This window comes from Campylobacter pinnipediorum subsp. pinnipediorum (genome assembly GCF_002021925.1).
In the GTDB taxonomy this organism is placed as follows: Bacteria; Campylobacterota; Campylobacteria; order Campylobacterales; family Campylobacteraceae; genus Campylobacter_A; species Campylobacter_A pinnipediorum.
The window spans coordinates 1,209,602-1,236,188 of sequence record NZ_CP012546.1 but is presented as its reverse complement, the minus strand read 5'-3'; the positions used below and the strand labels follow the sequence as shown (position 1 = coordinate 1,236,188).

Sequence of the window (26,587 nt, the reverse complement as noted above, 5' to 3'; positions counted from 1 at the left end):
AGTTTTTTTTATTTTATTTGTGACCAGTTATTTTTTTATTAACTTTTCGCAAATAAAAAAAGAACAAACTTCACAAAGAGAGTATAAAATTTACTCTCTTAAATTTGATGATTTGTCGGAAGAAGAAAAAGAGAAATATATAAGTAAAGATCAACTTTTTGAGTATGGTGGTTATATAACTGCAAAGAGCTATATTGAAAATTTTGATGTTGTTTTTGATGAAAACTTAACAAATGATATTACTAAATTAAAAGCTGATTTTAAAGATATAGTTGAAAAAAACAGGGTTTTAATTAAAGACAATGTAGACATAGCTAAGAAAAATCTTGATTTGATTTCAAAGATTGATAGTATAAAAATGCAATTTTTATCTAAAGAAAAAAAAATAGAAGAAAAAAATCTTGAAAATTTTAAAAATAAAGAAAAAACACTTACTGACCGTATAGAAAATTTAACAAACGAACTAGCAGAAAATCAAAAACAAGGTCTTGAGATGATGTCAAAATATGAAAGAAAGATAATACAGTTAGAGCAAAATATATCATCTTTAGCTGTTAATTATGATAAAAATACATCTATTTTGCAAAACAAAAATCTTGAACTTCAAAATAAAATATCGTTATTAAATAAAAAGGATAATGCACGAGAGAGTTCAAAAAAAGAGCTAAAAGACCTAAAAGAAGAGATTAAAATAGAAAAAAATGAAATTCAAAAACTTGATTTTTTGCACAAAAAAGAATTAAAACGTATACAAGATGGATTTGATATTCAGCGCTTAACTCTTGAAGATGAATTGTCAAAAAAATCAAATAACATAATTGATTTAAAAGCAGAGATCAAAAAACTTGAATATGATATAAAAAATAGAGATACTAAAATCAAAAATTTAGATACACAAATCCAGCAACTAAATTCTTTTATAGTTGGTTTAAATGATCTAAATAAAGATCTAAATTCAACTAATAATCAAAAAGATAAGGATATTTTTAGTTTAAAAAATCAAATTTTAGCTTTAAACAAGGAAAGCCAGGAGTTTAAAAATAATATTAAACTTCAACAAAATAAAAACAACTCACTAAAAATGGATTTAAACACTAGCAACAATACTATTGCTCAAAAAGACGTTGAGATAAAAGAGCTAAGTGCAAATATCCAAAAGCTTAGCTTTGATTTAAACAAAACGCAAAATCAAGTCGAGGTTTTTAAACAGCTAAGTCTTAAAAATGAAAATAATGCGACTATTTTAAAGCTTATATTAGATAAAACACAAGAAGAACTTGATACGCAAAAACAATCTTCTAAAATAGATATGCGAAATTATGCTATTTTAAAAACTCAAATAGAAGAGTTAAGAACTTTGGCCGATAGAAATTTGATGATAAAAAAACTGCAAGATGAGATGAATGATTTAAAAAATGAACTTAAGAGCATGCAGACCAAAAATATATCCACTCAAACTTTTTTAGATAAATTAGAAGGCTTGCAACAAGAGATACAAAATTCAATTGACAAACAAGATATATTAGAAGATGAAAATATAAATTTAAAAAAGATATTAGAAACCCAAACAAAGCCGGAAGTTCCTAAAAAACTTGTTTTTGTTTCACAAGTTGAGTGTTTTGATATGGATAAAAATGGCATAACTATGATGTGTAAAAATCGTGTTAGCGAGTTTTTAAGTAGGTATAATTCAAACTATTTATATGAGATTACATCTATAGTTGATGGTCGTGGATATGCTTTACCATATCAAGTGACTTCTAATATAAGTAAAATTGAATTAAATAGACTAAATTCTTATGTTGATTTTGGCATAGGTAAAGAAAGAAGTGAAATGGCAGCAAAACTCATCAGAGATGAATTTGGTGATTTTTCAAGAATTAGCTATAGTACCGAAGTTTTGAGAAGAAAAGATTCTAGAGGCTTCATTATAAAAGCTTACAGATGATACTTTATCAACTAAAAGATGGCTATCATTATAATAGCGATTCATTGATTTTGTATGATTTTGTTTCATCTTTTTTGGATCCAAACTACAAAGGAAGTGTTTTAGATGTTGGTTGTGGTTGCGGGGTTGTTGGACTTTTATTAAAGCGTGATTTTAATAAAATTGATCTATCGTTACTTGATATTCAACATATAAATATTATGTTATGTAAAAAAAATTTAACTAAAAATAATCTATCAGCAAATTTAATAGAGTGTGATTTTTTAAAAATCAAAACAGATGAGAAATTTGACCTGATAGTTTCAAACCCACCTTATTATCGTGATGGTGTTGTAAAAAGCGCAAATACACATTTAGCTATTAGTCGTTATGCTGATGAGTTTTCTTTGAAGGCATTTTTAAGCACAGCAAATAAAATTTTAAAGCCAAGGGCTGAGATAATATTTTGTTATGAAAGCTTACAGTTACAAGTTATTATGCAAATCTTAAGTGAATTTAAATTTACTTGTTGTAATGTTTGTTTTGTGCATCCAAAAAAAGAGAAAAAATCAAATTTAGTTTTGATTAGAGCAAAAAAAAGCTCTCGTTCAACTTGTGATGTTATGACACCACTTATTTTGCAAGATGGTGATAAAAATAGTTTAAGGGCTGATGAAATTTATAAAAAAGCAGATACAAAGAGTTTGATGTGTCAATTTTAAAACAAGATGGATATAATTATACTTTTGATAGCTCAAAATGTAGCGAATGTGGTGGAAAGTGTTGCATAGGTGAGAGTGGCTATATTTGGATAAGTAAAGAGGAAATATTAAAATTGGCTGATTTTTTGAATTTGGATTTTAAACAAGTTCAAGATAGGTATTTGATAAAAGTTCAAAATAGATTTAGTATAAAAGAGGTTGATTATAAAACCGGTTATGCTTGTATATTTTTTGATATGTCAAAAAAAATGTGCTCTATATATGAGCATAGACCAAATCAGTGTAGGACATTTCCATTTTGGGATTATTTTAAGGATAATTTAAAGGAGTTAAAAGAAGAATGTATAGGAATAAAATAATATTTTTTTTAAGTTTTTTGATTTTTTTAATAAATAATTTAAATGCAAAAGATATAAATCTTGAAATTTTAAAAGCATTAGAATTTACAAATAATGGCAACTATGATTTGGCAATCGCTGTTTATGATGATTTATATAAGCAGACAAAAGATTCTGAGTTTTTAAAAGAAGAATTAAAATTAGCTGTAAGCTTTAGTGATGATAAAATTGATGAGATAATGAGTAGGGCTGATGAAAAATTAAAAAAAGATCCTTTTTATATAAGACTTCTTTCAACTAAGAAAATAAGAAAAGGTGATTTAGTAGGTGCTAAAAAACTTCTTAATGAGCTTTTAAAAACCGATAAAGATGCAAAAAATTATCTTATGCTTGGTGATATAGCATTATTTGAAAAAGATGAAAAAACAGCTCTTGTAAATTTTCAAAAAGCGTATGATTTAGACCAAAGCGAAGACAATCTTCTGAAATTGACTATGCTTGATGAGTCTAGTAAAAGTTTTGAATTATTAAAAGATTATAAAGATCAAAATGGTTGTAGTTTATCGGTTTGCTCAAAACTTGCAAATATGTATTTAGAGAATAAAGAATATATAAAACTGTCTGGAATCTATACTGAGTTATTTGAAGCTACGGGTGATTATAAATTTAAAGAGCTATCTTTAGGAATTTTGCTTTTTTCAAAAAATAATGATCAGGCTATAGAACTTCTTAAAAATGGTGATTTTGATAACAACACTACTATAGATGTTTATGCTTCTATGAAAAGATATAAAGATGCTTATGATGTAGCTAAAAATGCCTACGATGATACTAAGGATATTTTTTATCTTTCAATGATGGCTATTTTTGAGTATGAAAAATATGACTCAAAACCTGATAAAGCAACACTAAATAATATCATTTCAAATTTTGAAAAAAGTGCAGTTAAGCTAAATAATCCTATCTTTTTGAATTATTATGGATATTTAATGATAGATCACGATGTTGATTATAAAAAGGGTATATCTTTGGTTAAAAAAGCCTTAAAAATAGATCCTAAATCTTCAGCCTATCTTGACTCTTTGGCTTGGGGATATTTTAAAATCAATGAGTGTAAAAAGGCAAAAGAGATAATGGATAAAGTTTTAAAAGATGAAGACTTCGCAAAACAAGATGAGGCTATTTTACATTCAAAAGAGATAGATAAATGCTTAAAGAATTAAAAATGATACTTGATGAAATTATAGACAGTATAAATCAAAATATAAAAATAAAAAAACAAAAATTTCCTATACAGTGGCTAAAAGAGACTTATCAAAGTGCTTATCAACCAAGAGATGAAATTATAGTTGCTGAAAGTGGAATTTATAAAAAATCTCAGTTAAAATACCTTAATGAATTAGGTGTGGATGCTCTTTGATAGGCAAACACTTTATGAGACAAAATGATATGAAATTAGCTTTTAGTAAGCTTAGAGGATATTAATATGCAACATTTATGTGCGCCGTGGAGGTCAGAATACTTTGAAAATAAGCCAACTGGTTGTGTTTTTTGTGCGATAAAAGACAACCCTGATGATGATATAAAAAATGGGGTTTTGTTTAGGGCTAAGTTTTGTTATGGGATAATGAATCGTTTTCCTTATTCTCCGGGACATTTTATGGTTATACCTTTTTCTCACTTTGATAATATAGAATCACTAGATGATGAAATTTGGCAAGAGATGTCGTATTATGTAAAAAGAGGTGTTAAGATCTTAAAAGATGAATTAAAAGCAGATGGTGTAAATATAGGTATGAATCTGGGAAAAGCTGCTGGAGCTGGTATAGCCGAACATGTCCATTATCATTTAGTGCCTAGATGGGAAAGGGATACAAACTTTATCACTACGATAGCTGATGTTAGGGTAAATGGAACACCTTTTTATCCATTATTTGAAAAATTAAAAAGAGCATTTAGTGAGCTTAGTTGAGTTAGATATAGATAATTGGTTAAAAAATAGAGATAAATTTGACCTTATTATTGATGCTAGAAGTCCTAGCGAATTTGCATATTCTCGTATAAAAGGTGCTATAAATTTATATGTTTTAAACGACAAAGAACATAATGAAATAGGCACTCTTTACAAACAAAATAGATCATTAGCAAAGGTTTTGGGTGCTAGATATGTTTGTCTAAATACAAGCGAACATTTACCAAAGATATATGAAATGGCAAAAGTCGGATCTCTTATAGGTGTTTATTGCTCAAGAGGTGGAATGCGTTCTAACTCTATTTCTCAAATTTTAAGTATGATTGGTTATAGGGTTGAAAGACTTATTGATGGATATAAATCATATAGAAAAAATGTTTTGGATGAGCTTGAAAAACCTATTGATTTGAAATTTATAACACTTTTTGGAAATACCGGAAGTAGTAAAACCAAGCTCATAAGATCACTACAACCATCTTTGGATTTGGAACATATAGCAAATCATTTAGGCTCTGTTTTTGGTGAGATAAATGGAAAACAGCCTAGTCAAAAAGAGTTTGAAGATAATTTATTTGAAGAGCTTATTTTACTAAAAGATAAAAAAGCATGTTTTATAGAGGGTGAGAGTAGGCGTATAGGCTCATTAACTGTTCCTTCTAGTTTGCATACTTCTATGAGAAGTGGTATAAATGTTGAGATAGTGGCTAGTCTTGAAAATAGGGTAGAGTGCATTATGAAAGATTATAAGAGTGTGGATAGTGAGTTTTTTTACTCTTGTATGAAAAAAATTAGCCCTTTTATATCAAAAGAGGCAAGAGATGATGCTATAAATGCTTATGAAAATAATGACATACATAAGGTTTGTGAGATACTCTTAGTTAAATACTATGATAAGGTTTACAAAAAGCCACAAAAGATAGATTATACTATAAGTTCAGATGATTTTGAACTGGCAAAATCAAAGCTTATGCAAATCTATAATAAACAATTAAAATTATAAAAATTTTAAAACACTAAAATAAAATGCACCAGATAGTATAGCCGAAGCAGGGAGTGTTATAACCCAAGCTAGAAGTATTGGTTTTACCATAGCCCAGTTTGCGTTTTTGTTTATTATGCCTATTCCTAATACAGCACCTATAAGTATATGTGTTGAGCTTACCGGAATTCCAAATTTTGTTGCTAGAAGTATAACCATACTAGCACCAAGTTCAGCGCTAAATCCGGTTGTTGGTAAAATTTCGGCAAGCTTGGAGCCTATGGTGGAGATAACTTCTTTTCCTAAAAACCATAAGCCAACAACCAAAGAAATTCCAAAAGTAATCATAACAACACTAGGTATAGTAGAGGCTTTATTTATAACTCCTGTTTTCAATACATCAAGTATCGCAACAAAAGGGCCGATTGCGTTTGCTATATCGTTTGCCCCGTGTGAAAATGCAAACGATGAGGCTGTAAAAATTTGAAACCAAGAAAATACACGATTTATGCTTTTTTCGGCATCATTTTTATTCATTACTTTAATGAATGCAAAACTGGCAAGATATGCTAAAACACCTATAACAAAGAGTATCCATATGCTTTGTATTATGCTTATATCTAAATTTATATTCTTTAAGCCCTTAAAAATCATCATGGATGATATAACCATTGCAGCAAAACCTGCTATCAATGGGATATGTTTTTTCATCGCAGCAAAGGAGTCTATCTGTTTTTCTCTTTCTTTCATTGCTTTAATTTGCGATCTGTATTCGCTGTATTTTGTGCTTTTTGTATCATCTTCATCGATTAAAATCATGTTTGAAAGTGTTTTTATTTGTTCACTTTCCGGTTTTGTTTTTAGTTCTTTTATGAAGTTACGTTTAAAGATTTTTCTCTCTTTTTTTAGCGTTTTAATTGAAATTCTAAGTTGTCTTGTGGGATTTATGATATTTTTCTTAATATAGCCAAATACCAAAAATGATAACACGCCACCCATTAGTGGTGAGATGACCCAGCTTATTGCTATTTTGCCTATTTCGCTCCAAGTTACCATTTCAAATGCTTCTTTTGCGCCATAGCTTGTATAACCCATCATAATACCAGCGCCGACTATGCCACCTACTATCGAGTGTGTTGTAGAGACAGGAAGTCCTTTTCTTGATGCAAAAAACAGCCAAAGTCCAGAACTTAGAAGTGCTGACATCATTATGGCTACAAATTTTTCCGGTATTACATTTTTATCTGAAAAGTTTATGATACCGTTTCTTATCGTATTTGTTACTTCTGCACCAGCAAAAACAGCACCGCTTAGCTCAAATATAGCAGCTATTATAAGGGCTTGTTTTATTGTTAAAGTTTTTGCTCCAACACTAGTTCCAAAGCTATTTGCTACATCGTTTCCGCCTATATTAAACGCCATAAATATACCAAAAAGACTTGCTATAAAAAATATAAAATATTTGCTATTTGGTATAGTGTTGATTCCCCACGTAAAAAAGCATACTATAGTAATTATAAATATAACAAAGGCTATCAGGTTGTCTCGTGTCAAGTTGTGTCCTTGATTTAAAAATATTTGTTGATTATATCTTTATGTTTATTGAAATTTGATAAAATTTACCAAAAATAAAATTTTATAAAGGTTAAAGATGATTATAGGTATTGATTTGGGTTCAAATACATTAAGAATAGCACTTATAAAACACGAACATGGAATTTGTGTTGTTGAAAAAAGTTTTGAAGCTATTGTTGGAAGTGCTAGAGGGCTTCGTGAAAATATGCTAATTAGCGATGAAGCCAAAGAGCGTATTTTTAATGCTTTAAAACTTGCAAAAGAAGAGTTTGATTTTTCTTTGTTTGAGCATATAGCTGTGGCTACAGCTGCATTTAGGATAGCAAAAAACTCAGATATCATCTTTCAACAAATCAAAGAATTATTTGGTATAAATTTTCAAATTATTAGCGGAGATAGCGAAGCTAGATATATAAATCTAGGTGTTAAAAATGCTTTAAATAGACTTCAAATACCGGATAAAAATTATGTTTGCATAGACCTTGGTGGTGCTAGTAGTGAGATAAGTGACTCAAATACTTTTAGGAGTTTTAAATTCGGTATTATTACATTTTTTGAAGAGTTTAAAACTATAAAAGATATGAACGAAAATGTATCAAGCGTTGTTAAGCAGGCTAAAGATTTTTTGTCATCATTTAAAAAAGATTTTATTGTTCTTACATCAGGCGTTGCTACTACTATGGCTGCTTTAAAGCTCGGGATTGATTATGATGATTATGATGCAAATTTGATAAATGGTTGTTCTTTGGATATACAAGATTTTACTGATTTAAAACAGATGTTGATTGAGCTTTGTGATGATAAGGCTGATATTGTTGTTGGGAAAAATAGAAAAATGCTTGTTGTTGCTGGTATGATTTTATTAAAAGAGCTTTTAAAAGATGAAAGTGCTAAGATTGTTACTATAGATGATGGTCTTAGAGAGGGAATTGTAGTTGCTTATTTTAAGCGTGAGTTTGATAAAATTTTAAAAACTAAAAGGGGTTAAAATGACAATACGAGAACAAATTTTAGATGATATTAAAGTAGCTATGAAAGAAAAAGATGAGTTTAAAAGAGATACTTTAAGAACTCTTAATGCTGCTTTAAAGCAAGTTGAAGTCGATAATAGAGTAGAACTTACAGATGATGTGGTGTTGCCTTTATTGCAAAAAGAGATTAAAAAAAGAAATGATGCTAAAGAGCTTTTTTTAAAGGGTGAGCGCGAAGATCTTGCACAAAAAGAGCAAAACGAGATGGATATCATAAGCAAATATCTTCCAGCTCAGCTTAGTGATGATGAGCTAAAAGACAAACTAAGAGAGATTATAACTGAAGTTGGTGCATGCAGTATAGCTAAGCTAGGTGATGTTATAAAGACAGCAAAAGAAAGACTTGGTGCAAGTGCTGATCCAAAAAGAATAAGTGATATGGCTAAAAAATTCCTAGCTTAATTTGAATTTTTATTTATTGAGCTAAATCAATGAATAAAATTTATTAAATAGTATAATACTCCTAAATTATTTAATATTTAGGAGTATATAATGAGTTTTTTTAATGATTGGCAAGAGTTTGCAGTAGATGGTGCAAGTGTTAGTTTTTATAAAAAAGATGATTTTATAGGTTTTGATTCAAGAAAATGCATGCCTCCTGAGCCTATGGTAAATGCCATGGTTGCTTTAAATCTAGTTAAAGACAAAAATACAAAAATCATAATGATAAATCACAAATTTCCAGTTGGGCTTATACCAAAGATTGAAGATAAATTTGATATAGAGCGTGAAGATTTGGAAAATGGTGAAGTTAAACTTATTTTTACATTAAAACAAAATGCTTCTTTGCCAAATTTTGAAACAAAACAAATTTGCCACGGATAAGACATGATACTAAATACATTTGCTCCACCGTTTAGATTGGTAGGCGGATATTTTTTGGTAGGGTTGTTTTATCTGCTAGTTAGCATTTTTTTGTTTTTTTATGCTGATTTTAATGCATTAACATCTTTAAATACAGCTGGTTTTTTTCATGTATTTTTTGTTGGATTTGTTTTAAGTATTATTATAGGTGCTTTATATCAGCTAACTTCAGTTATATTAGAGAGTGCATTTTTTAGCATAAAAGGGGCATATTTAAACTTATTTATATATGCTATCTCTCTTTTGTTTTTTTCTGCTGGTATGGTGTTTGCAAATGATAAGTTTTTGCATATTGGTTCAAAGATATTATTTACCTCTCTTTTGTTTTTCGCAATTACTTTTTTTCTTAGTTTTTTAAAGGGCAATAAAAGAAGTTTTGCTTCTTTTGCATTATTTATATCATCTTTGTTCTTGATAGTAGGACTTATTTTTGGTCTTTTCTTGGCTTTGATTTTTGCTGGTAAAGTAAGTTTGGATTTTGAGCTTATGCTTCGCTATCATATATATTTTGTTATTGGATTTATATTTTTTGTAATTATTGGAGCCGGAAGTGTTCTTTTGCCTATGTTTGCTTTGTCACATAAGGTTAATTTTTTGATTTCAAAGATATCTATTGCTACTTATATATTGTCTGGTTTTTTTATTTTTTGGAATATTAAAATTTCTTTGGTGATGATAATAGTTTCATTCTTACTTTTTGTTATTCAAGCTATTTTAATACTTAAAAATAGAGTAAGAAAGGCTTTTGATTATTGGAATTTAAATTTATTTTTATCATTTATAAGTTTGATTATTTTTTGTTTTGGATTTGATAAATTTGGAAATTCTTATAGTGTTTTTATAATAACTTATGGATTTTTATATCCTTTTATAGTTGCCCATTTTTATAAAATAGTTCCTTTTTTAGTTTGGTATCATTATGTTTCGCCATTTGTCGGAAAACAAAATGTTCCGCTTCTTGATGATATGGTTAAGAAAAATATGGCATATTCTGCTTTTAGGCTTAATCTGTTTGCTATATTTTTATCATTTTTTTGGTTAAAAATATCAATATTATTTTTGTTTTTTAGTATTTTTTTAGTTTGTGCTAACACATTACATATATTTAAATTTACAAAATTTGGAGTAAAAAATGAAAGATGAAATTTACAACGAGCTTTCAAAAATAGTTGACCCTGAGGTTGGTTTTGATATAGTATCTTTAGGTCTTATATATGATGTTTATTATGATGACGGTAAAGCAAAAGTTACAATGACTCTATCTACTAAGTCATGCCCTTTGCACGAACTTATACTCAATTGGGTAGAAGATGCTGTTATGAGAGTGGATGGAGTAAAAGAGTGTGATATAAATTTGGTTTGGGAACCACAGTGGAATATAACTATGGCTAGTGATGAAGTTAAAGCAAAGCTGGGTTAGAAATTTTAAAATAATTTGATATTTACATATAAGCTTAAAATAAAATAAGCTTATATGTAAAAAATATAATTATCTTAATTTATATTCCATTGGGATTTTTATAAGATAGTCTTTTTCGAGTATCGGAAATTCTTTTGAAGCTAATTTTATTGTTTTCATAGCAGCATCATCAAGTATATCTGTTCCTGAGCTATTAACTACTTTTATATTTTCAACAGCACCACTTTTTTTAAGTAAGAAACTAACTTCAACAATACCTTGCTTTCTCATTTTTCTTGCTTTCATGGGGTATTTTTGATTTTTCTTAATTGCTTTATGTATCTTTGAAAATCTTTCATCTCCTGCTGATGTTGCAAAGTTAAACTCTCCAACTACTGGTGCTGCGTTTGAACTTGTTGCTGCGGAAGAATTGCTATTATTTGTTGCTGAAGGTGCTGCTGTTGGCTGTGGCTCTGCTGTTTCTTCAATAACTTCTTCTTGCTTTTCAATTGGTTTTTGTATAGGCTTAGGAATAGGTTGTTTTTGAACCTTTTTTTTAACTATTTTTTTTGGTTTAGGCTTTTCAATAGGTTTAGGTTTTACTGGCTCTGGCTTAACTGGTTCAGGTTTTGGTGGAGCTGGCGGAGTTGGGGTTGGAGCAGGTGGTATTGGAGCCGGATTAAAAGTTCCTAAACTTATTTTTGTGATTTCTTCTTTGCCTGTGTGTTTTATCTCAGAATGAAAATGTATTAAAGCCGTAAATAAAACGGCATGAAATAGAGCGGATACACAAAATCCGCCTAGATTACATTTTTTACTCCTTGAGAGTTGTAATTGCAAAATTCTCATGATTTTTTTCTTTCAGTATATCTATTATTTTTACAAACATTTCAAACTTGCTTTCTTTGTCGCTTTTTAATTGAATCAAAGTTTTTTGATCTATTTCATTTAAACGTTCTTTTAATTCATCTTCTGCTATTTTTTCATCTTCTATAAAAAACTCATTGTCTTTATTTATAGTTACGGTTATTTTGTTATCTTCTTTATCTTGTGTAGCACTTTCACTACTTGGTAGATCTACTGGTATATTTCCTTGCGCTATAAAAGTAGAGATACTTAAAACAATAGCAAGTAAAACAAGCATAATATCAATTAGTGGGATTACATTTAATCCCTCTTTTTTTGGTAGCTTCACTGCATTGCCTTATATTTATTCATCATAACATCAACTTTTCTAATAAAACCATTGTAAATCATAAGTGTAGGTATCGCCACCACAAGACCAAATGCTGTTGCTTTTAATGCCAAAGATAAGCCAACCATTATGCTTTTTGTGTCTATGCCACCGCTCATACCCATGTCATAAAATGTTATCATGATACCAGCTACAGTTCCTAAAAGACCTATGTAAGGTGCATTTGAATATATTATATAAAGAGTTGTTAGGTGATTTGTTAAACTTTCTTCTAATTCATCTTTGCTTTTATAATTTTCAAAATTAATGTTTTTATAAAATAAAAGTCTTTCTATTGTAAACCATACTACTAAAAAGCTCATAAAACCTAGTATAGCAATAATAAAATAATCTATATTTTCTTTCAAAAACTCCATAAATTCCTCCAAGTCATTTTTTGCGTATTATATCAATTACGATATTTATTGTCAATATAAAATACATAACTAATATTTATAGTTTATGCTCATCATAGCGGTTCTTCCTCTTGCAAAGTTGTTGTTTGCAAATTGATAACCACTTGCTGAACCAAGTTCAAAAATAAATTGATTAGCTGAATCGTTATTTGAATCAAGTGGACTTATGTATTTTGTGTCAAACATGTTTTGAATTTCAAATTTAATAGTTAAATTATTATTTGGTTGATATATGCTATAAAAATCAAATACCCATGGTTGTTTTTTTAGCTCATATTCTTTTTTAGAGTAACCACATACATATGTTATATTATCCCCTTCTTTAACTATATTTCCATTACAATCAACTCTTTGTAGATTACCTGAAGTAATTCTACTTTTGCCATAATATTTTCCTATGCCTCCTACTGTAAATTTCTCATTAAATAGTCTTGCTCCTAAATCAATAGTAGCATAATCATCAGGAAGTATTGTTACCTTTGTAAGTCCATAACCTTGTGCGTCTGTTTCATCTTCGCTTTTAAGGTCATCAACTCTAGGGCTTGAATCTGTAAAGTTAAATGGTTGGTTTGTTTTTTGGCGAGAGTATGATATATTTGCATAAAATATACCAGAATCATACGAGGCTTCTATTTCAAAACCTTTTATACTAACATCTGTTTTTGAATTAAAATGTTTTATATATAAAGGTCTGCCAGATGTTCTTTCATTTCCTCTTATATTGTATATATAATCTTTAATTTTTGTTTTGTATTTAACAAATTTAAATCCAAATTCGTCATTATCTGTAAAGATACCATCTTTAAAAGAGTTAAAGCCTAGTTGTGTATTTATGGCTGTTTCTGGTCTTAGGTTTGAATTGACTCCGTATTGGCCATAGTCTGAAAAAAACATCTCTTTTATATTTGGTGCTCTATGTGTTTTTGAATAATTCACAAAAGGACTAAATAAGTCATGTAGATAAACAGAAGTACCAAAAGAGTAATTAATATAATTATGGTTTCCATGATCAATTTCTCTTGGATTGTCATATTTTGCTGCGGCTTTTATATTCTCTCCATCTGTTTTTTGTATTAATGAGTCTATTTGCATTATATTCTTATAACATTCAGATAAATTATTCTTATCGCAAATTCCATAATCTATCTCATAGTCATAATATTCGTTTTTGGCCCATCTTTCGGCTTCTTCTATCTGATATTTTCTGTATTTTCTGTCATCATTTGTTATTTCGCCTTTCATCAATCTCTCATATGTTTTAACCCCTTCTTTATACTGGTCTTGATAAAAATCAAATAATTCATTGACTATTGCCTTTTTTTCTGGATCATCTGAGGTAAAAATATCATTACCAAATTTATTTCTTACAAAATTTACTAATGGTCTAAACATATGTAAGTTATAATTCTGAAATCTCTCTCCCCAAAAACTATTTTTAGCATAATTAATATTTGTTGTAAAAGTAAAAATTCCATAATTTATCTCATTGTCTATATATACGGTGTTAAACTTTTGACCACCTTCTGGATAAAGAGTGTTTGCTTCATAGCCAAGTTTCATTCTAGCGAAACCTTGAGCATCTTTAAAATTATCTTCTAAAAAATTTAATTCTTTTGGATGTCTGCTTTTTTCATATCTATTTTTTAAAAGATTAAAACCTATTCTTGTCTTTATGTTGCCATCATTTCCAAAATCATTATCAAATGTATTACTTATATCAAAGGTGGTTGATGTGTTTTTTGCTTGTATATTTTTTAAAAGTTCAACGCCTGCAAATGTTGAACCTGCTTTATACTGTTGTTTGCCTATGCTTTTTGCAACAATTAAATTTAAATCTAAATTTTTATATTCTGGTGATTTTAGATTATAATCTAATTGATAATTATTGCTTGTTACTTTTCTACCGGTAAGGGCTGTTTTGTAATCCCTATAAGACAAAACCAATTTATTTATATTATCTTTGTATTCTACTTTTGCTATATTGCTTTTTGTTTTTTGAGCAAGTGATGAAGGATCATATGAAGGATTGCCACTAAAATAAGTTCTTTCTCCTGTTTGAGGGTTTACCCACAACAAATCTCCATTTCCGTTATCGCCTCTCATCTGTTTTCCATTACTGTCTAATGCTGGTTGAAACTTAACACCGGTTACTCTGTTTCCACCGCCAACTTCAAAATCTTGAGAAATTTTATTTTGACTATATCCATACAGTACACCAAAATAACCATCGTTTATTTCTTCTTTAAAGGCTATTATATTTGAATATTTTGGACCAGTGGAGTTATTGCCAAATAATGTACTTGTTAAAAAACCAAATTTATTACCATCTCTTACTATATCATTTATGCTTATTGTTCTGAGATTTGCCGAACCCATTAGTGAATTTGCTCCACCTTTCCCGCTAAAACTACCTTTTTCTACATCAACACCTCTTAAAAATGAAGAGTCTATCATGGCTCCAAATGTTGAAGTTCCACCATTTCTTGAGCTATTATCGGCTGATGTTGAATAAAAAGTTTGAGTAACACCATCTATCATTGTATTTACTCTTCCAAGACCACTCATTCCACGTATATTTATATTTACGGTTCCTTGTGTATTGTCAATATTTGTAAAAGCGCCGGCTATTGATCTTACAATATTGTCAAAACTTTGTGTTGTACCCTCTTTAAATTCTCTCGTGCTTACTGCTTTAGATTCAAGATAAACTTCATTTTTTTCAACTGCCTCTACTTTGTCAAGTTCTATATTATCTAAAGCATTTACTGTTACAATAGACATTAGTGAGATAAATACAGATTTTGATTTATTTTTTACCATTAAATTCCTTTGATTTGTTAATTTTAATATATTTGCAACTAAGTTGCAATTCTACATTTAATCTTTTTAAATAACGATAAAAAATATTAATAAATATCAAATTTTCGTATTTATTAATATTTGTTTAGATATTATCGCTATAAATTTAACTCAAGGAGTGCTGTTGTTTTCATCTTTTTTTTATAGTAAAAAATGGACTATGTGGGCTTATGGAGGTTCTGTATTTATAATATTATTACTTATATTTCAAACTTATCAATTTTTAAATAAATGATTGGTATAAAAAATTTTATGACATTATGCAAAACGTAAAAGACCATACTAATGACACTTATTGCTTTTACTCCTATTTGGTGGGAACTTAGTAAAAAAGTTGAGCTTTATTATATGCAAGATATACCTAGTTTTTTAATCTGGATAGCCTTATTTGTGAGTATTGGCGGGCTTATGTTATCTTGGTTAGTCGGTATTAAATCACCAAATTTGGAATATAATAATCAAAAAGTAGAGCTGCTTTTAGAAAAGAGCTTGTTTATGCAGAAGAAGATAAGATCAATTATGCCGATACAAAGACTATAACCGAGCTTTTTATTGGCTTGAAATTTAATTATTCAAGACTGTTTTTACATTATGGTTATTTTAATATTTGGCTTTATTCTTTTTCTCAAATTTTAGTTATTGTTCCGTATATTATCATGGGTGAGGAGCTTTTTACTGGGCTTATAACGCTTGGCGTCTTGGTTTATGTAAGTATTGCATTTTCACAAGTTCGTTCAAGTTTCAGTATTTTTATAGATAATTAGAAAACTATAACCGAGCCTAGATATATTCACAAGCGTTTAAAAGAATTTGAAATTAGTATATAGTATAAGAAAAAATAAATTTATTCCACCTTTTTTGGTGGAATAAAAACTATTTTTTAAATATGTTTGCCATTTTGATGAATTGATCAGCTTTTTCGTATTCTGGTTTTGTCAAAACACTAACTACAAAATATATTATGGCTGAGCTACTTACTCCGATTATGACTTGTGCTGTTGAGTTTGGCTCCCAAAATGCTGGCATAGACGGCTCAAAACTTCTAGCAAGATTATAAAGACAATAAACAAGCCCAAATCCCATAGAAGCTATAGCTGCTTTTGAGTTGCCTCTTCTATATATAAAACCAAAAACCAAAGGTATAAAAACACCAGTTGTTATGATATCAGAGGCTATCCAAGAAATCTCTAAAACAGATTTAATCCTTAAAGAAATAACAAGTGCTACAATAGTAACTATAAACGTTGCTATACGAGAAAATGCTAGTTTTTCTTTTTCGCTTTTATCTTTTTTGGCTAAATCCATAGTAAGAGTCATTGCACCCGTGTTTATAAGCGAGTCCATGGTAGACATAATGGCTGCTGAAATACCAACAAAAACAATAGCCCCAAGAATAGGCGACATATATTCTGTAACTATGGCTGTTACTACGCCACCTTCTGGCAGTTTATCAAAAAGAACTATCCCAGCCATGCCTGTAAAAACTACTATTAAATAAAGTGGAATATAAGCAAAAAAGCTCATAACTGTCATTTTATAAGCATCTTTGTCGCTTTTGGTTGCTGAAATTCTTTGCCAAACATTTGCCTGTATCATCCAAGCACAACCAAAGGTTATAACATACATCATATATTTTGATGCTCCATCACTTATGCTCATATAATTATCTTTACCTAGGCTTTTTGCTGTATTTGCTATATCTAAAAAGCCACCAGTATTGCTTATAGCTACCACAAATACCGCTATAGCTGAAACACTAAGCAAAACAAATTGTATGATGTCTGTCAAAACAACACCACGAAACCCACCAAATGTTGAATACATTAAAACTATAACAGTGCCTATTATCACGGCTGTTTCGTATTGTATTCCTAGATATGTACCGAAAAAATTTCCTATGCCTACCATCTGAGATGCCGCTGTAAAAGTCATAAAAATAAGTATCATAACTGAAAGAAATTTAGATGTGCTTTTTGAGTATCTAGCTTCCATCATCTCACCTTGTGTTAGATATTCAACCCTTCTTATAGCCTTTGAGCCAACTATCATTAAAAAAGTAGATATAAGCACAGGAACACCATAATACCAAAATGCACCAAGTCCATCTGAGTAGGCAAGGTCTGCTGTAGATAGCGCCGAACCAGCACCCCACCAAGATGCTATAAAGGTTATAGACAAAGCCCAAAATGGTAAAGATCTGCCTGCAAAAAAATAATCAATCGTGCTACTGTTTTTCTTTTCTTTTGCTACTATAAAAAGCAACACGGCAAAATAAATAATCAAACCAGCTAACGATATGGTCTGTAAGGTACTCAATAAAACTCCTTCAAATTGGTATTTATAAAAAATACTAAAATTGTTTGTTTTTTAATAAGATAAAAAATTGAACGTAAGATTATATGTTTTATTTAACAATTATTGTTAAATAAGTTAAAATTAGCCCTACAAGTTAGGACTAATTTATGGAATTTTATTAAGCTATAAAGCCACTTGCTATAACTTGATCGCCTTTATACATAACACAAAGCTGTCCTTGCGCCACACCATAAGCATCTTCATTTAAATTTAATACAGCAGTATTATTTGTTGTGTCTATTTTTGCTTTTGCTTTGATTTTAGGGCTTCTGTATCTTATTTTTACATCACACTCAAACTCTAAATCATCTATAAACATATTTACATTTTCAAGCAACACTTTGTTTTCTTTTAGATCATCTTTTGAGCCAACAACTATCTCGTTTTTGTCTGCATTGATTTTAAGTACAAAATGTGGTTCATGTGCACCGTGTATTTCAAAACCACGTCTTTTCCCAATAGTGTAATGCATATATCCTTGATGTGTGCCTATCTCTTTGCCACTTTTATCAACAACTTTTCCAGGTAAGCTTGTGTTATAATGTTTTTGCAATACTTCTATGTATGTCTTATCAACAAAGCATATCTCGCTACTTTCAGCTTGTTCTCCAAATTCTTTAAGTACATCAACACTTTTTGCAAGTTCTTTTATATCTTTTTTAAATTTATCCCCAAGTGGAAAAATAACATCTTTTAAAATCTCTCGTGGAACTTGAGCTAAGAAATAACTTTGATCTTTTGTGTCATCTTTTGCTGATGTTATTAGCCCATCAATTATTTGTATATAGTGTCCTGTAGCTAGTTTTTCGCAACCGTTTTCCTTTGCAAAATCAAGCAAAACACCAAGCTTTATAAATTTATTACATAATGCACAAGGGTTTGGTGTTTTTCCATTTTTGTATAGATTTATAAATGGATCATAGACATATTTATTAAACTCATTTTGCAAATCCAAAATATGAACTTTTATGCCAAGATATTCACCAACTTTTTTAACTTTTCTTATATTTTCTTCGTGATATCCTGGTTTAGAATGAAGTTTCATATAACAACCTTGTACTTCATGCCCTTGTTCTTTTAAAAATTTAGCGGTCATAGTGCTATCTACACCGCCACTCATCGCAACCATTATTTTCATGTGAACCTTTTTTATTTAAAATTTTGAAACTTGGATTATATTTTATTTTTTTAAATATTTAAAATTTTGTTTTTAATAAAGTCTAAATCATCGGTTATTTTGTATAGTTCCAAGCTGTTTGTGTCTATTGCATTTTCGTTTAGTAATGTAGTTTTTATAAAATCATCAAGTTTTTTCCAAAACTCAACACCATATAAGAAAATTTTCGCCTTTTTGAGTTTTGTTTGTGATAAAACCAAGACCTCAAATAGTTCATCAAGAGTCCCAAATCCTCCTGGAAATACAACAAAAGCTTTTGAATGCTCGATAAGTGCAAATTTTCTAGGCAAGAAGTTTGAAAATATAAAACTATAGCTAGTAAAGTTATTTATTTGTTGTTCAAAAGGCAGTTTTATGTTAAATCCTATGCTTTGTGATTTTTTACTTTTGTATGCACCTTCGTTTGCTGCCCCCATTATTCCATCGCCACCACCAGTGATTATGTTTATACCATTTTCACTTAACATAAAAGCTAATTCTTTTGCTTTTATGCAGTATTTATTATCAGGTTTAAATCTTGCTGAGCCAAAAAAGGTTACATTACTTTCAGATATTGTTAGATTATCTTTATAACTTGTAAATTCATTTATAAATTTCATTTTAATTGTTCAAGCCTTTCTTTTTTTGAGCCTATTTGTGTGATTTGTATGCCAAAGTTTCCATCAACAATAACAACTTCTCCATATGCTATCACTTTATCGCCTATTAAAATTTCAAGAGGATCATTTGCAAGTTGATTTAGTTCTATTACGGATCCTATATCCATCGACAAAACATCTTTTAAAAGCATTCTTTTAGAGCCTATTCTTACCCTTATAGGTAGTCTTACGTCCATTATAAGACCTATGTTTCTCATCTCTTCTGTTGTTAAATTTCCTGAATTATTTGTTGTATTTTGCTTTTGTTGTTTACTTTCTTCTTTTTTTTGGCTCGGATCTATTGCTTGATTAAATGCGTCATCTCCAATAAATCCTATATATTCATCTAAATCTTCTATTTTTATATTAAAAAGATATAATTTTTCAAAGTCACTTAGATCTAAATTTTCATCTTCTTTTAAAAAATTTACCCCAAGGACTTCAAAGCTTAGTTTTGGTAGATTTTTTTGAGCACCTAGTGATGTATTAAATGCACCTATAAGATTTGAAAATATCTCTTTTGCTGCATCTAGGTCATCTTCACTTAAATTTTCATTTTTAGTTATCTCTTCTTCGCCCATCATCCATTCGCCAATAGCACTTATGAGTACAGGTGTGCAAACGAGCATCCCTTTTGCATTGCATTCGCCTTTTATGGCTATGTTTGAAGTTACAAGAGGTGTTTTGATGCCATTTTGTGTTTTGGCATCAAAGTCATTTCTTTCCCCAATCTCTGGAGTTTTGCCTGTAAGCCCTTCAATTGTGGCTTTTATTTCATTTGAAAATATATTAAAAAATTCATTCATCATTGTGTTTTTCTTCCTCTTGTCTTTGTTTCTCTTCTTGCTCGTATGCTAAAAGTTTTGCTTTTCTTTCCTCTTCATATTTTTCTAGTATATTTTTTATTTCATCTTTATCTGATCTTATTAACTGTTCTATTTTTATAGATTTTCTAAACCTATAAAGCCCAACTTCTGCTAAAAATACCTCTTTTTTATCAATAGCAACTATAGCTTTATCGTCAGCACCTCTATCAAGTCTTAATATATCTCCTTCTTTTAAATCAAGAAATTCATTTACACTAATTACTGTTTTTCCTAGTATGGCTTCATATAAAATTTCAGCTCTTCCTATCAATGTTTTTAGTTCTTTATTTCTGCTTTTTTTAGCACTTGTTTCACCAAGCATTATATCTCTATTTGCTAAGCGAGATAATATAGGCTCAAGATATATTACAGGATAGCATATATTTATCATACCACTCGAGTTTCCTACTATTATCTCCATTACCACCATTATTACAATTTCATTTTGAGATACTATTTGAACAACATTTGGACTACTTTCCTTGGCCTCAACATTTGGATACATATCAGTTATCATAGACCAGCTCTCTTTTAGCCTTTGCATTATCATTCTTAGTATAGCATCAAGTAAGTTTATCTCTATTTCGGTTAGTTCTCTGTTAGTTTCAAAACTTTCGCCATTTCCACCAAGTAATCTATCTATCATAGGAAATGCAATGCTTGGGTTTATCTCTAGTATACAATTTCCATCAAGTGGTTTTATTGAAAACACGTTAAAGCTTGTAGGGCTTGGAAGACTCATTAAAAACTCGCCATAAGTCATCTGATCTACACTGTGAAGTCTTATTTCGACTATGCTTCTCATAACGCTAGAAATTTGAGAAGCTAGGTTTCTGGCTAGTTTATCGTGTATCCCCTTTATTGCACGAAGTTGTTCTTTTGATACACGATTTGGACGCTTAAAGTCATATATAATGATCTGTTTTTGTTCACTGTTGTCACTAGAGTGCTCTATTTCATGTGGCTCTGTGTCTCCATCAACAACTTCAAGTAGTGCATCTATCTCTTCTTGACTTAAAATATCAGCCATTAACCCTCCAAATGTTCTCTTATTTTAGTTAAGAGTCTTTTGTGAATTTGAGAAATTCTACCTTCACTTATTTCTAAAATTTCACTTATTTCTTTTAAACTTAGCTCTTCATAATAATAAAGTTGTATTATAAGTTGTTCTCTTTGTGTAAAGTTATTTAAAACATTTTCAATTTTTTGAATCAAGTCATCTCTTGAGACAGTTTCTTCTGTGTTTTCACTACTTAAAGCACCTATTTGCTCATCTAGCGATAAAACAGAACTTACCATATTTGCATTTCTTGCATCTTTTATCTTTTCTATATCTTCATTTAAGACTTTAGCTAGATACTCATCATCAGGCTCTTCTTCAAATTTATTAAAATACTCATCTACGGCTTTATTTATTTGACGGATGAGTTTTCTGTTTGATCTACTTACTATATCAAGACTTCTTAGATAATCAAGCATGGAGCCATAAACTCTTTTTCTTGCGTATCCCCAAAAAGAATCATTTTGTGTTTTATCATATTTCCTGCTGAGTTTTATCATCTCTTCCACGCCTATGCTTATAAGTTCACTTACTTCTATATTAGCTGGAAGTCTCTCTTTTAAGCGAAATGCCATTGTTTTTAATGCAGGCATGTATGATAAAACAATCTCATCTTGTTCTTTTTTTATAGCATTTTGATAAGGGTTAGGCTGCTTTTGCTTTTGATCTTGCATTTGTTTTACCTGTTGTTTTTTGCTTTGGCTCAGGCTCTTGCATGACAATTAGATGTTCTATTCGCTTTTCTCTTATCGCTAATTCACTAAGTAAATAATCAGCAACTTCCTCATGTTTTTCTTTATCAAAAAATTTCTTTATTGTTGTTTTTATGTCAACATAATTCATAATTATTATGTGTATAATAAGATAGTAAAAAAAAGTGATTAAGACGGTGTATACAAGCATATCAATAGCCTCTTGTGCTTTTATAAAAGACCATATTATTCCAGTAAAAAAACCACAAACAGTAAAAAATGCTATATAATTTTCCGCTCTCACTATAATTCCTTAAAATTGCTCTATCAATCGTTTGAAAAATCCACTAAAACTGTGGTTTTCATTTACAAGCACTTTTCGTTCCAGTTTATATAAAATTTTTGACACAATATCTTTTAGCTCAGATGTTGAATTACTATATGGGGCATCATCGCTGAATAGTGTCCTTTGTTTTATACTTTTTGATATTATTTTATCAGCATTTAAATGACCTATAAATTCAAGATCTAATTCATTTTTTATATTTGCTACAGCTACTTTTTTGATATTTTCAAATATCTTTGTAGCTTCGTTTTCATTTTTTACCATATTTAAAAGAAGTAAAGGGTTGCTTTTAAATTTTGATAAAATTTTTATAACTGCATATGCATCAGTTATCGCTGCTGGGTCTGGTATAGTTACAACAACAACCTCATCAGCGGCTTCTAAAAAGAGCTGAGTGCTTCCACCTATGCCAGCACCTGTGTCTATTATCATAAAATCAAGCTCATCAAGCTCATTTGCCTCAGTTAAAAATCTCTCATATAAAAATTGATTATTAAACTTTAATATCTCATCTCCGCTTTCGCCAGGTATTAGTATTAAATTTTTTTTAACTTCTATTAGTATCTCTTTTAAGGAGCATTCGCCTTTTAATACGTTTAATAAATTTTTACCCATTTTTACATTTAAGATAACATCTAAATTAGCAAGTCCTATATCAGCATCTAAAAGTGCGACCTTGTATCCATTTGTAGCTAAAACATTTGCTATATTGGCACTAATAGTGCTTTTGCCAACACCGCCTTTGCCACTTGTTATGGCTATAAAATGTGTTCTTTTTTGTGTTTGATTTGTAGCATTTGAAACTAGGTTTTTTAACTTATGTGCTTGATTTATCATAAAACATCCTTTTTAAAACCTTCTAAGACACAAGAAACCAAAAAATCACTTTTTGCTTCTATCAAATCATCGGGAACCTCTTGTCCAACACAAAAATAGCTAACAGGCGTATTTGTCTCATATATCAAAGAAAATACATTTCCAAACACTCTTGTTTCATCAAACTTTGTTATGATTAGCGTGTCTATATCCAAAAAAGAAAAACCATTATAAATTTCTATCAAATCATCTACTTTTGACCCAGCACTAAGAACCAAGCTTACATCTATTTGTGCTTCACTTGCTCTTAAAAACTTATCAAGCTTATCTAGTTTTTCTTTGTCATATTGTGAGTTTCCGGTTGTGTCAATAAGTATAATATCACAATGATTTAGTCTTCTTATAGCATCTTTAAAATCATCTATTTCAATAACATCAAGAATTGGAAGTTTCATCATTTTTGCATATTGAAACAGCTGTTCGACAGCTCCTATTCTATATGTATCAAGTGTTATTATGCCTGTTGTGTATCTTTTTTCACTACTATATGCAAATCTTGCAGCAAGTTTTGCTAGTGTGGTTGTCTTGCCGACTCCTGTTGGTCCAACTAGCATCATAATTTTTTGTTTTGAATGCTTTTTTTCTTTTCTACAAGGAAGCATATTTCTAAGTAAAGAGTAAAAATATCTTTTTACAGCTGTTGGGTTTGCTTTCATGCTTGTTGGCATATTAGTTAAGGTTGTGTGCATTATAGCCTCTAAATGCTCTTCTTTCATGCCACTACTTTTTGCTGCTTTGTATATAGTTGCAAACTCGGGCGGAATTGCTAGATGATTTCTACTAACTGCTCTTTCATCCCAAAACATATCAGTTATGAGATTTACCTTTTCGCTTAAAATATTTACTTGTTTTGCCACTTCATCCATTTTTTTATTTGTCTGGCTTTGTTCTTTTTGGATGGGTTCAATGGCTGGAATATTTGCTATTTCACTTATCTCTTTTGCCATGTTTGATATGCTAAGCATTACATCTTCGCTATTTAATTTATTTTGTTTTGCTGACTCTTTTGTTGCTTCTGTTATGCTAAATTTTGGCTTTACTGGTTCTTGTTTTTGGTTGAATTTAGAATATGCATTTTCATAATTTAATACTACAGGATTTGGTTTTTGCTTTATTTCATCGGTTTCTTCAACACTTACAACAACTTCAAATATTGGCTTTTTGTTGATAGTTTTAGGCTGTATTTGTTTGGTTGTAACATGAATAGCATTATCACCATAAAGTTCTCTTGCCTTTTTTAATGCCTCTATACTACTTTCTGCTGTAACCGAATACATTTTGGTTGCCATTAAAGTCCCTTTTTTTAAGCTTTCATAAGTCCAAGCGGAATTATAACACTAAGTCTTTGATTTGCTCCGATATGTGGTATTGTTAGTTTTGAGGTTTTTCTTACCTTATTACTAAAATATAATATATCCAAATCAATTGTTCTTGGTGCATTTTTAAAACTTCTTGTCCGCCTAAAAATTTTCTCATAATTTTGCATTATTTTTAATAAATTATATGGACTTACACTAGTTTGTAAATTTATAACAGCATTACTAAAATCATCTTGATATATATATCCAAATGCTTTATTTATAAGTATTGGAGATGTTTCAACTATGTGAAATCTTTTATCATTTTTTAATGCTCTTATAAATCTATCAAATATTTTTTTTGTATTTCCTATGTTTCCACCAACTCCTATTAATGTATTAAATTTAAAATTATTTTTAAATCCAAAATATTTTGGAAAAAAAGATGAGCTTGTGATAGACCTTGCTCCATCTGCTATCATAAAATCAAAGCCCCATCTTTGGTTACTAAAACCACATCTTCTATCCTAACACCAAATTCGTTTTGTATGTAAATTCCAGGTTCTACACTAAAAATCATACCTTCTTGAATGATAGTTTCGCTTCTTTTATTTATGTTTGGAAACTCATGTATATCTATCCCAACTCCGTGTCCGGTTGAGTGAAAAAACTCTTTTTCATAACCAGCTTTTGCTATGAAATTTCTAGCTGCTAAGTCTATCTCTTTTGCTTTTATGCTCGGTTTTATGATGTTTATAGCTTTGATTTGAGCTTGTTTTACTATCTCATATACATCTTGTTGTTTTTGATTTTTAAATTTTTGCTCTTTTGAAAAGTTAAAATTCTCATCAAAACAAGCCGTTCTTGTTCTGTCAGAACAGTATTTTTTGTATCTAACACCTGCATCAACTAAGAGCAAATCCCCATATTGTAGCTTTTTTTTGCTTGGCAGGGCGTGTGCTTTTGCTGCATTTTCGTTTATTGCGACTATTGGTTCAAAACTTAGACCTAGTGTATTTTTTTGGCGAAAAATCGAATTTGCATTAAAAAATAGCTCTTCTTCGCTCATATTTTCGCCATTTTTCCTAATAAAATCAGCAAATTCATCAAAACATTTTTCTCCAAATTTTGCTGCTTGTTGCAAGATTTGGATCTCTTCTTGGCTTTTAATAATTCTTTTTAACTTTGAAAAATTTGGTTTTTGTATAAAATGAATCCCAAGAGATGAAGAGAGTTTATTAAAATCAGCATAGCTAAAATCAAATGGATCAAAAACTAGATTTTTTGGTTTAAGTTTTCTTAATAAAAATCTAGCTTCTTTGATAACACTTGTTTGTGTGCATATGACATTAACATCTGATTTTGCAAACTCTTGTGCTTCTATAGCATATCTTGCATCAGCGATAAAAAATTTATACCCATCTATACAGATAAAAATTTCATTATCACAGCTGTATCCACATTCAAAAAATACAGCATTTTCATCTCTTAGGATATAATTTTTCATTGATTTTGATTTGCTGCTTCTAATGCTTTGATTTGATCAAAAATTTGTAACATTCCTATCATAGCTAAATGATATCCTACAGGTCCAAAACCAGCAATATGACCAGCACATACAGGTGCTATCAAGCTTTTTTCTCTAAACTCTTCTCTTCTATATATGTTGCTTATATGAACTTCTATGGTTGGTAATCCAACGGCACTTATAGCATCTCTTATTGCTATTGAAGTATGAGAATATGCAGCCGGGTTTATTATGATTCCATCAACCTCACCTAAGCACTCTTGTATTTTATCTACCAATTCACCTTCAAAATTGCTTTGGAAAAACTCAATATCAGCTCCATATTGTTCTGCAACTACTTTCATCTGAGAATGGATATCTTCCATCTTCATACTTCCGTACATACCTAGGTCTCTAACACCTAGCATATTGATATTTGGTCCTTGAATAACCATT

The 26,587-nt window shown here is 29.8% G+C and carries 29 protein-coding genes and 1 pseudogene; 13 read left to right on the top strand and 17 right to left on the bottom strand.

Annotated features, from left to right (window positions below):
• Positions 1-19: 19 nt before the first annotated feature.
• The 7 genes from CPIN17260_RS06410 (at position 20) to mnmH (ending at position 5,959) form a co-directional block, all read left to right on the top strand.
• Complete coding sequence (locus tag CPIN17260_RS06410) at positions 20-1,948, top strand: coiled-coil domain-containing protein (protein WP_157887345.1); 1,929 nt, start codon at positions 20-22, stop codon at positions 1,946-1,948.
• Positions 1,945-2,649 carry a tRNA1(Val) (adenine(37)-N6)-methyltransferase gene (locus CPIN17260_RS06405; protein WP_078440766.1) on the top strand — a complete coding sequence of 235 codons (705 nt, stop codon included), beginning with the start codon at positions 1,945-1,947 and terminating at the stop codon, positions 2,647-2,649. The genes CPIN17260_RS06410 and CPIN17260_RS06405 overlap by 4 nt, the downstream gene beginning before the upstream one ends.
• Complete coding sequence (locus CPIN17260_RS06400) at positions 2,637-3,008, top strand: YkgJ family cysteine cluster protein (protein WP_069632543.1); 372 nt, start codon at positions 2,637-2,639, stop codon at positions 3,006-3,008. The genes CPIN17260_RS06405 and CPIN17260_RS06400 overlap by 13 nt, the downstream gene beginning before the upstream one ends.
• Positions 2,990-4,210: a tetratricopeptide repeat protein gene (locus tag CPIN17260_RS06395; RefSeq protein WP_078387891.1), complete on the top strand. Its 1,221-nt coding sequence runs from the start codon at positions 2,990-2,992 to the stop codon at positions 4,208-4,210. The genes CPIN17260_RS06400 and CPIN17260_RS06395 overlap by 19 nt, the downstream gene beginning before the upstream one ends.
• Positions 4,195-4,407, top strand: a complete 213-nt coding sequence (locus CPIN17260_RS09705; protein ID WP_078397672.1) for a hypothetical protein — start codon at positions 4,195-4,197, stop codon at positions 4,405-4,407. Before CPIN17260_RS06395 ends, CPIN17260_RS09705 begins: the two co-directional genes overlap by 16 nt.
• A 66-nt stretch (positions 4,408-4,473) precedes the next feature.
• The gene (locus CPIN17260_RS06385; protein ID WP_078397671.1) at positions 4,474-4,959 is read left to right on the top strand and encodes an HIT family protein; all 486 of its coding nucleotides are present in this window, start codon (positions 4,474-4,476) and stop codon (positions 4,957-4,959) included.
• A complete protein-coding gene (gene mnmH / locus CPIN17260_RS06380; protein ID WP_078397670.1) occupies positions 4,946-5,959 on the top strand; it encodes a tRNA 2-selenouridine(34) synthase MnmH in 1,014 nt (337 codons plus the stop codon). Before CPIN17260_RS06385 ends, mnmH begins: the two co-directional genes overlap by 14 nt.
• On the opposite strand, the gene CPIN17260_RS06375 is transcribed toward mnmH, so the two are convergent.
• Positions 5,954-7,492, bottom strand: coding sequence for an inorganic phosphate transporter (locus CPIN17260_RS06375; protein WP_078387887.1), 1,539 nt, complete (start codon positions 7,490-7,492; stop codon positions 5,954-5,956). The two genes, mnmH and CPIN17260_RS06375, sit on opposite strands and share 6 nt — an antisense overlap.
• A gap of 97 nt (positions 7,493-7,589) precedes the next feature.
• Between CPIN17260_RS06375 and CPIN17260_RS06370 the strand changes: the two genes are divergently transcribed.
• The 5 genes from CPIN17260_RS06370 to CPIN17260_RS06350 all read left to right on the top strand — a co-directional run bounded on the left by CPIN17260_RS06370 (position 7,590) and on the right by CPIN17260_RS06350 (position 10,828).
• Positions 7,590-8,501, top strand: a complete 912-nt coding sequence (locus CPIN17260_RS06370; protein WP_078440765.1) for a Ppx/GppA phosphatase family protein — start codon at positions 7,590-7,592, stop codon at positions 8,499-8,501.
• Position 8,502: 1 nt separating this feature from the next.
• Complete coding sequence (locus tag CPIN17260_RS06365; RefSeq protein ID WP_069632550.1) at positions 8,503-8,946, top strand: GatB/YqeY domain-containing protein; 444 nt, start codon at positions 8,503-8,505, stop codon at positions 8,944-8,946.
• Positions 8,947-9,036: 90 nt separating this feature from the next.
• A complete protein-coding gene (locus tag CPIN17260_RS06360) occupies positions 9,037-9,369 on the top strand; it encodes a hypothetical protein (RefSeq protein WP_069632551.1) in 333 nt (110 codons plus the stop codon).
• A gap of 3 nt (positions 9,370-9,372) precedes the next feature.
• The gene (locus CPIN17260_RS06355) at positions 9,373-10,551 is read left to right on the top strand and encodes a peptidase M50 (protein WP_078440764.1); all 1,179 of its coding nucleotides are present in this window, start codon (positions 9,373-9,375) and stop codon (positions 10,549-10,551) included.
• A complete protein-coding gene (locus CPIN17260_RS06350; RefSeq protein WP_069632553.1) occupies positions 10,541-10,828 on the top strand; it encodes a metal-sulfur cluster assembly factor in 288 nt (95 codons plus the stop codon). Before CPIN17260_RS06355 ends, CPIN17260_RS06350 begins: the two co-directional genes overlap by 11 nt.
• A 69-nt stretch (positions 10,829-10,897) precedes the next feature.
• Here the strand turns inward: CPIN17260_RS06350 and CPIN17260_RS06345 are convergent, their stop codons facing one another.
• The 4 genes from CPIN17260_RS06345 to CPIN17260_RS06330 form a co-directional block, all read right to left on the bottom strand.
• A complete protein-coding gene (locus CPIN17260_RS06345) occupies positions 10,898-11,656 on the bottom strand; it encodes an energy transducer TonB (protein WP_078440763.1) in 759 nt (252 codons plus the stop codon).
• Positions 11,622-11,951 carry a TonB system transport protein ExbD gene (exbD, locus tag CPIN17260_RS06340; RefSeq protein ID WP_416160592.1) on the bottom strand — a complete coding sequence of 110 codons (330 nt, stop codon included), beginning with the start codon at positions 11,949-11,951 and terminating at the stop codon, positions 11,622-11,624. Before exbD ends, CPIN17260_RS06345 begins: the two co-directional genes overlap by 35 nt.
• A gap of 47 nt (positions 11,952-11,998) precedes the next feature.
• Positions 11,999-12,418 carry a TonB-system energizer ExbB gene (exbB, locus tag CPIN17260_RS06335; protein ID WP_069632555.1) on the bottom strand — a complete coding sequence of 140 codons (420 nt, stop codon included), beginning with the start codon at positions 12,416-12,418 and terminating at the stop codon, positions 11,999-12,001.
• A gap of 69 nt (positions 12,419-12,487) precedes the next feature.
• Entirely contained in the window at positions 12,488-15,277 is a 2,790-nt protein-coding gene (locus tag CPIN17260_RS06330; protein WP_078440762.1) for a TonB-dependent receptor domain-containing protein, read from the bottom strand.
• A gap of 324 nt (positions 15,278-15,601) precedes the next feature.
• On the opposite strand from CPIN17260_RS06330, the pseudogene CPIN17260_RS06325 reads away from it, so the two are divergent.
• Positions 15,602-16,080, top strand: a pseudogene (locus tag CPIN17260_RS06325) (SbmA/BacA-like family transporter).
• Positions 16,081-16,189: 109 nt separating this feature from the next.
• On the opposite strand, the gene CPIN17260_RS06320 reads toward CPIN17260_RS06325, so the two are convergent.
• The 12 genes from CPIN17260_RS06320 to aroQ all read right to left on the bottom strand — a co-directional run bounded on the left by CPIN17260_RS06320 (position 16,190) and on the right by aroQ (position 26,586).
• Entirely contained in the window at positions 16,190-17,632 is a 1,443-nt protein-coding gene (locus tag CPIN17260_RS06320) for a sodium:solute symporter family protein (RefSeq protein WP_157887344.1), read from the bottom strand.
• A 157-nt stretch (positions 17,633-17,789) separates the two neighbouring features.
• Positions 17,790-18,809, bottom strand: coding sequence for a tRNA 2-thiouridine(34) synthase MnmA (gene mnmA / locus CPIN17260_RS06315; protein ID WP_069632557.1), 1,020 nt, complete (start codon positions 18,807-18,809; stop codon positions 17,790-17,792).
• Positions 18,810-18,859: 50 nt separating this feature from the next.
• Entirely contained in the window at positions 18,860-19,447 is a 588-nt protein-coding gene (locus tag CPIN17260_RS06310) for an LOG family protein (RefSeq protein WP_078440760.1), read from the bottom strand.
• A complete protein-coding gene (gene fliY, locus CPIN17260_RS06305) occupies positions 19,444-20,295 on the bottom strand; it encodes a flagellar motor switch protein FliY (RefSeq protein WP_069632559.1) in 852 nt (283 codons plus the stop codon). Before fliY ends, CPIN17260_RS06310 begins: the two co-directional genes overlap by 4 nt.
• The gene (gene fliM, locus CPIN17260_RS06300) at positions 20,285-21,382 is read right to left on the bottom strand and encodes a flagellar motor switch protein FliM (protein ID WP_069632560.1); all 1,098 of its coding nucleotides are present in this window, start codon (positions 21,380-21,382) and stop codon (positions 20,285-20,287) included. The genes fliY and fliM overlap by 11 nt, the downstream gene beginning before the upstream one ends.
• Positions 21,382-22,086 carry an RNA polymerase sigma factor FliA gene (locus CPIN17260_RS06295; protein WP_078440759.1) on the bottom strand — a complete coding sequence of 235 codons (705 nt, stop codon included), beginning with the start codon at positions 22,084-22,086 and terminating at the stop codon, positions 21,382-21,384. The genes fliM and CPIN17260_RS06295 overlap by 1 nt, the downstream gene beginning before the upstream one ends.
• Positions 22,058-22,408, bottom strand: a complete 351-nt coding sequence (locus CPIN17260_RS06290; protein WP_069632562.1) for a hypothetical protein — start codon at positions 22,406-22,408, stop codon at positions 22,058-22,060. The genes CPIN17260_RS06295 and CPIN17260_RS06290 overlap by 29 nt, the downstream gene beginning before the upstream one ends.
• A 9-nt stretch (positions 22,409-22,417) precedes the next feature.
• Positions 22,418-23,287, bottom strand: coding sequence for a P-loop NTPase (locus tag CPIN17260_RS06285; RefSeq protein WP_069632563.1), 870 nt, complete (start codon positions 23,285-23,287; stop codon positions 22,418-22,420).
• The gene (gene flhF, locus CPIN17260_RS06280; RefSeq protein ID WP_078440758.1) at positions 23,284-24,615 is read right to left on the bottom strand and encodes a flagellar biosynthesis GTPase FlhF; all 1,332 of its coding nucleotides are present in this window, start codon (positions 24,613-24,615) and stop codon (positions 23,284-23,286) included. Before flhF ends, CPIN17260_RS06285 begins: the two co-directional genes overlap by 4 nt.
• A 14-nt stretch (positions 24,616-24,629) precedes the next feature.
• On the bottom strand, positions 24,630-25,106 hold the full coding sequence (folK, locus tag CPIN17260_RS06275; protein WP_078440757.1) for a 2-amino-4-hydroxy-6-hydroxymethyldihydropteridine diphosphokinase: 477 nt from the start codon (positions 25,104-25,106) through the stop codon (positions 24,630-24,632).
• Positions 25,103-26,131, bottom strand: coding sequence for a M24 family metallopeptidase (locus CPIN17260_RS06270; RefSeq protein WP_078440756.1), 1,029 nt, complete (start codon positions 26,129-26,131; stop codon positions 25,103-25,105). Before CPIN17260_RS06270 ends, folK begins: the two co-directional genes overlap by 4 nt.
• Positions 26,128-26,586 (bottom strand): type II 3-dehydroquinate dehydratase, encoded by a 459-nt coding sequence (gene aroQ, locus CPIN17260_RS06265; RefSeq protein WP_180374445.1) that lies wholly within the window; start codon positions 26,584-26,586, stop codon positions 26,128-26,130. The genes CPIN17260_RS06270 and aroQ overlap by 4 nt, the downstream gene beginning before the upstream one ends.
• Position 26,587 lies beyond the last annotated feature (1 nt).

What these genes read in the sequence shown, in the direction of transcription:
- CPIN17260_RS06330 (WP_078440762.1), bottom strand. Translation starts at nt 15,277, where the DNA reads ATGGTAAAAAATAAATCAAAATCTGTATTTATCTCACTAATGTCTATT.
- exbD (WP_416160592.1), bottom strand. Translation starts at nt 11,951, where the DNA reads ATGCTTGTTTTACTTGCTATTGTTTTAAGTATCTCTACTTTTATAGCG.
- CPIN17260_RS06350 (WP_069632553.1), top strand. Translation starts at nt 10,541, where the DNA reads ATGAAAGATGAAATTTACAACGAGCTTTCAAAAATAGTTGACCCTGAG.
- fliM (WP_069632560.1), bottom strand. Translation starts at nt 21,382, where the DNA reads ATGGCTGATATTTTAAGTCAAGAAGAGATAGATGCACTACTTGAAGTT.
- CPIN17260_RS06310 (WP_078440760.1), bottom strand. Translation starts at nt 19,447, where the DNA reads ATGAAATTTATAAATGAATTTACAAGTTATAAAGATAATCTAACAATA.
- mnmA (WP_069632557.1), bottom strand. Translation starts at nt 18,809, where the DNA reads ATGAAAATAATGGTTGCGATGAGTGGCGGTGTAGATAGCACTATGACC.
- CPIN17260_RS06395 (WP_078387891.1), top strand. Translation starts at nt 2,990, where the DNA reads ATGTATAGGAATAAAATAATATTTTTTTTAAGTTTTTTGATTTTTTTA.
- CPIN17260_RS06285 (WP_069632563.1), bottom strand. Translation starts at nt 23,287, where the DNA reads ATGATAAATCAAGCACATAAGTTAAAAAACCTAGTTTCAAATGCTACA.
- flhF (WP_078440758.1), bottom strand. Translation starts at nt 24,615, where the DNA reads ATGGCAACCAAAATGTATTCGGTTACAGCAGAAAGTAGTATAGAGGCA.
- CPIN17260_RS06295 (WP_078440759.1), bottom strand. Translation starts at nt 22,086, where the DNA reads ATGCAAGATCAAAAGCAAAAGCAGCCTAACCCTTATCAAAATGCTATA.
- CPIN17260_RS06345 (WP_078440763.1), bottom strand. Translation starts at nt 11,656, where the DNA reads ATGAGAATTTTGCAATTACAACTCTCAAGGAGTAAAAAATGTAATCTA.
- folK (WP_078440757.1), bottom strand. Translation starts at nt 25,106, where the DNA reads ATGATAGCAGATGGAGCAAGGTCTATCACAAGCTCATCTTTTTTTCCA.
- exbB (WP_069632555.1), bottom strand. Translation starts at nt 12,418, where the DNA reads ATGGAGTTTTTGAAAGAAAATATAGATTATTTTATTATTGCTATACTA.
- CPIN17260_RS06385 (WP_078397671.1), top strand. Translation starts at nt 4,474, where the DNA reads ATGCAACATTTATGTGCGCCGTGGAGGTCAGAATACTTTGAAAATAAG.
- CPIN17260_RS06270 (WP_078440756.1), bottom strand. Translation starts at nt 26,131, where the DNA reads ATGAAAAATTATATCCTAAGAGATGAAAATGCTGTATTTTTTGAATGT.
- CPIN17260_RS06355 (WP_078440764.1), top strand. Translation starts at nt 9,373, where the DNA reads ATGATACTAAATACATTTGCTCCACCGTTTAGATTGGTAGGCGGATAT.
- CPIN17260_RS06365 (WP_069632550.1), top strand. Translation starts at nt 8,503, where the DNA reads ATGACAATACGAGAACAAATTTTAGATGATATTAAAGTAGCTATGAAA.
- CPIN17260_RS09705 (WP_078397672.1), top strand. Translation starts at nt 4,195, where the DNA reads ATGCTTAAAGAATTAAAAATGATACTTGATGAAATTATAGACAGTATA.
- CPIN17260_RS06370 (WP_078440765.1), top strand. Translation starts at nt 7,590, where the DNA reads ATGATTATAGGTATTGATTTGGGTTCAAATACATTAAGAATAGCACTT.
- aroQ (WP_180374445.1), bottom strand. Translation starts at nt 26,586, where the DNA reads ATGGTTATTCAAGGACCAAATATCAATATGCTAGGTGTTAGAGACCTA.
- CPIN17260_RS06405 (WP_078440766.1), top strand. Translation starts at nt 1,945, where the DNA reads ATGATACTTTATCAACTAAAAGATGGCTATCATTATAATAGCGATTCA.
- fliY (WP_069632559.1), bottom strand. Translation starts at nt 20,295, where the DNA reads ATGATGAATGAATTTTTTAATATATTTTCAAATGAAATAAAAGCCACA.
- CPIN17260_RS06360 (WP_069632551.1), top strand. Translation starts at nt 9,037, where the DNA reads ATGAGTTTTTTTAATGATTGGCAAGAGTTTGCAGTAGATGGTGCAAGT.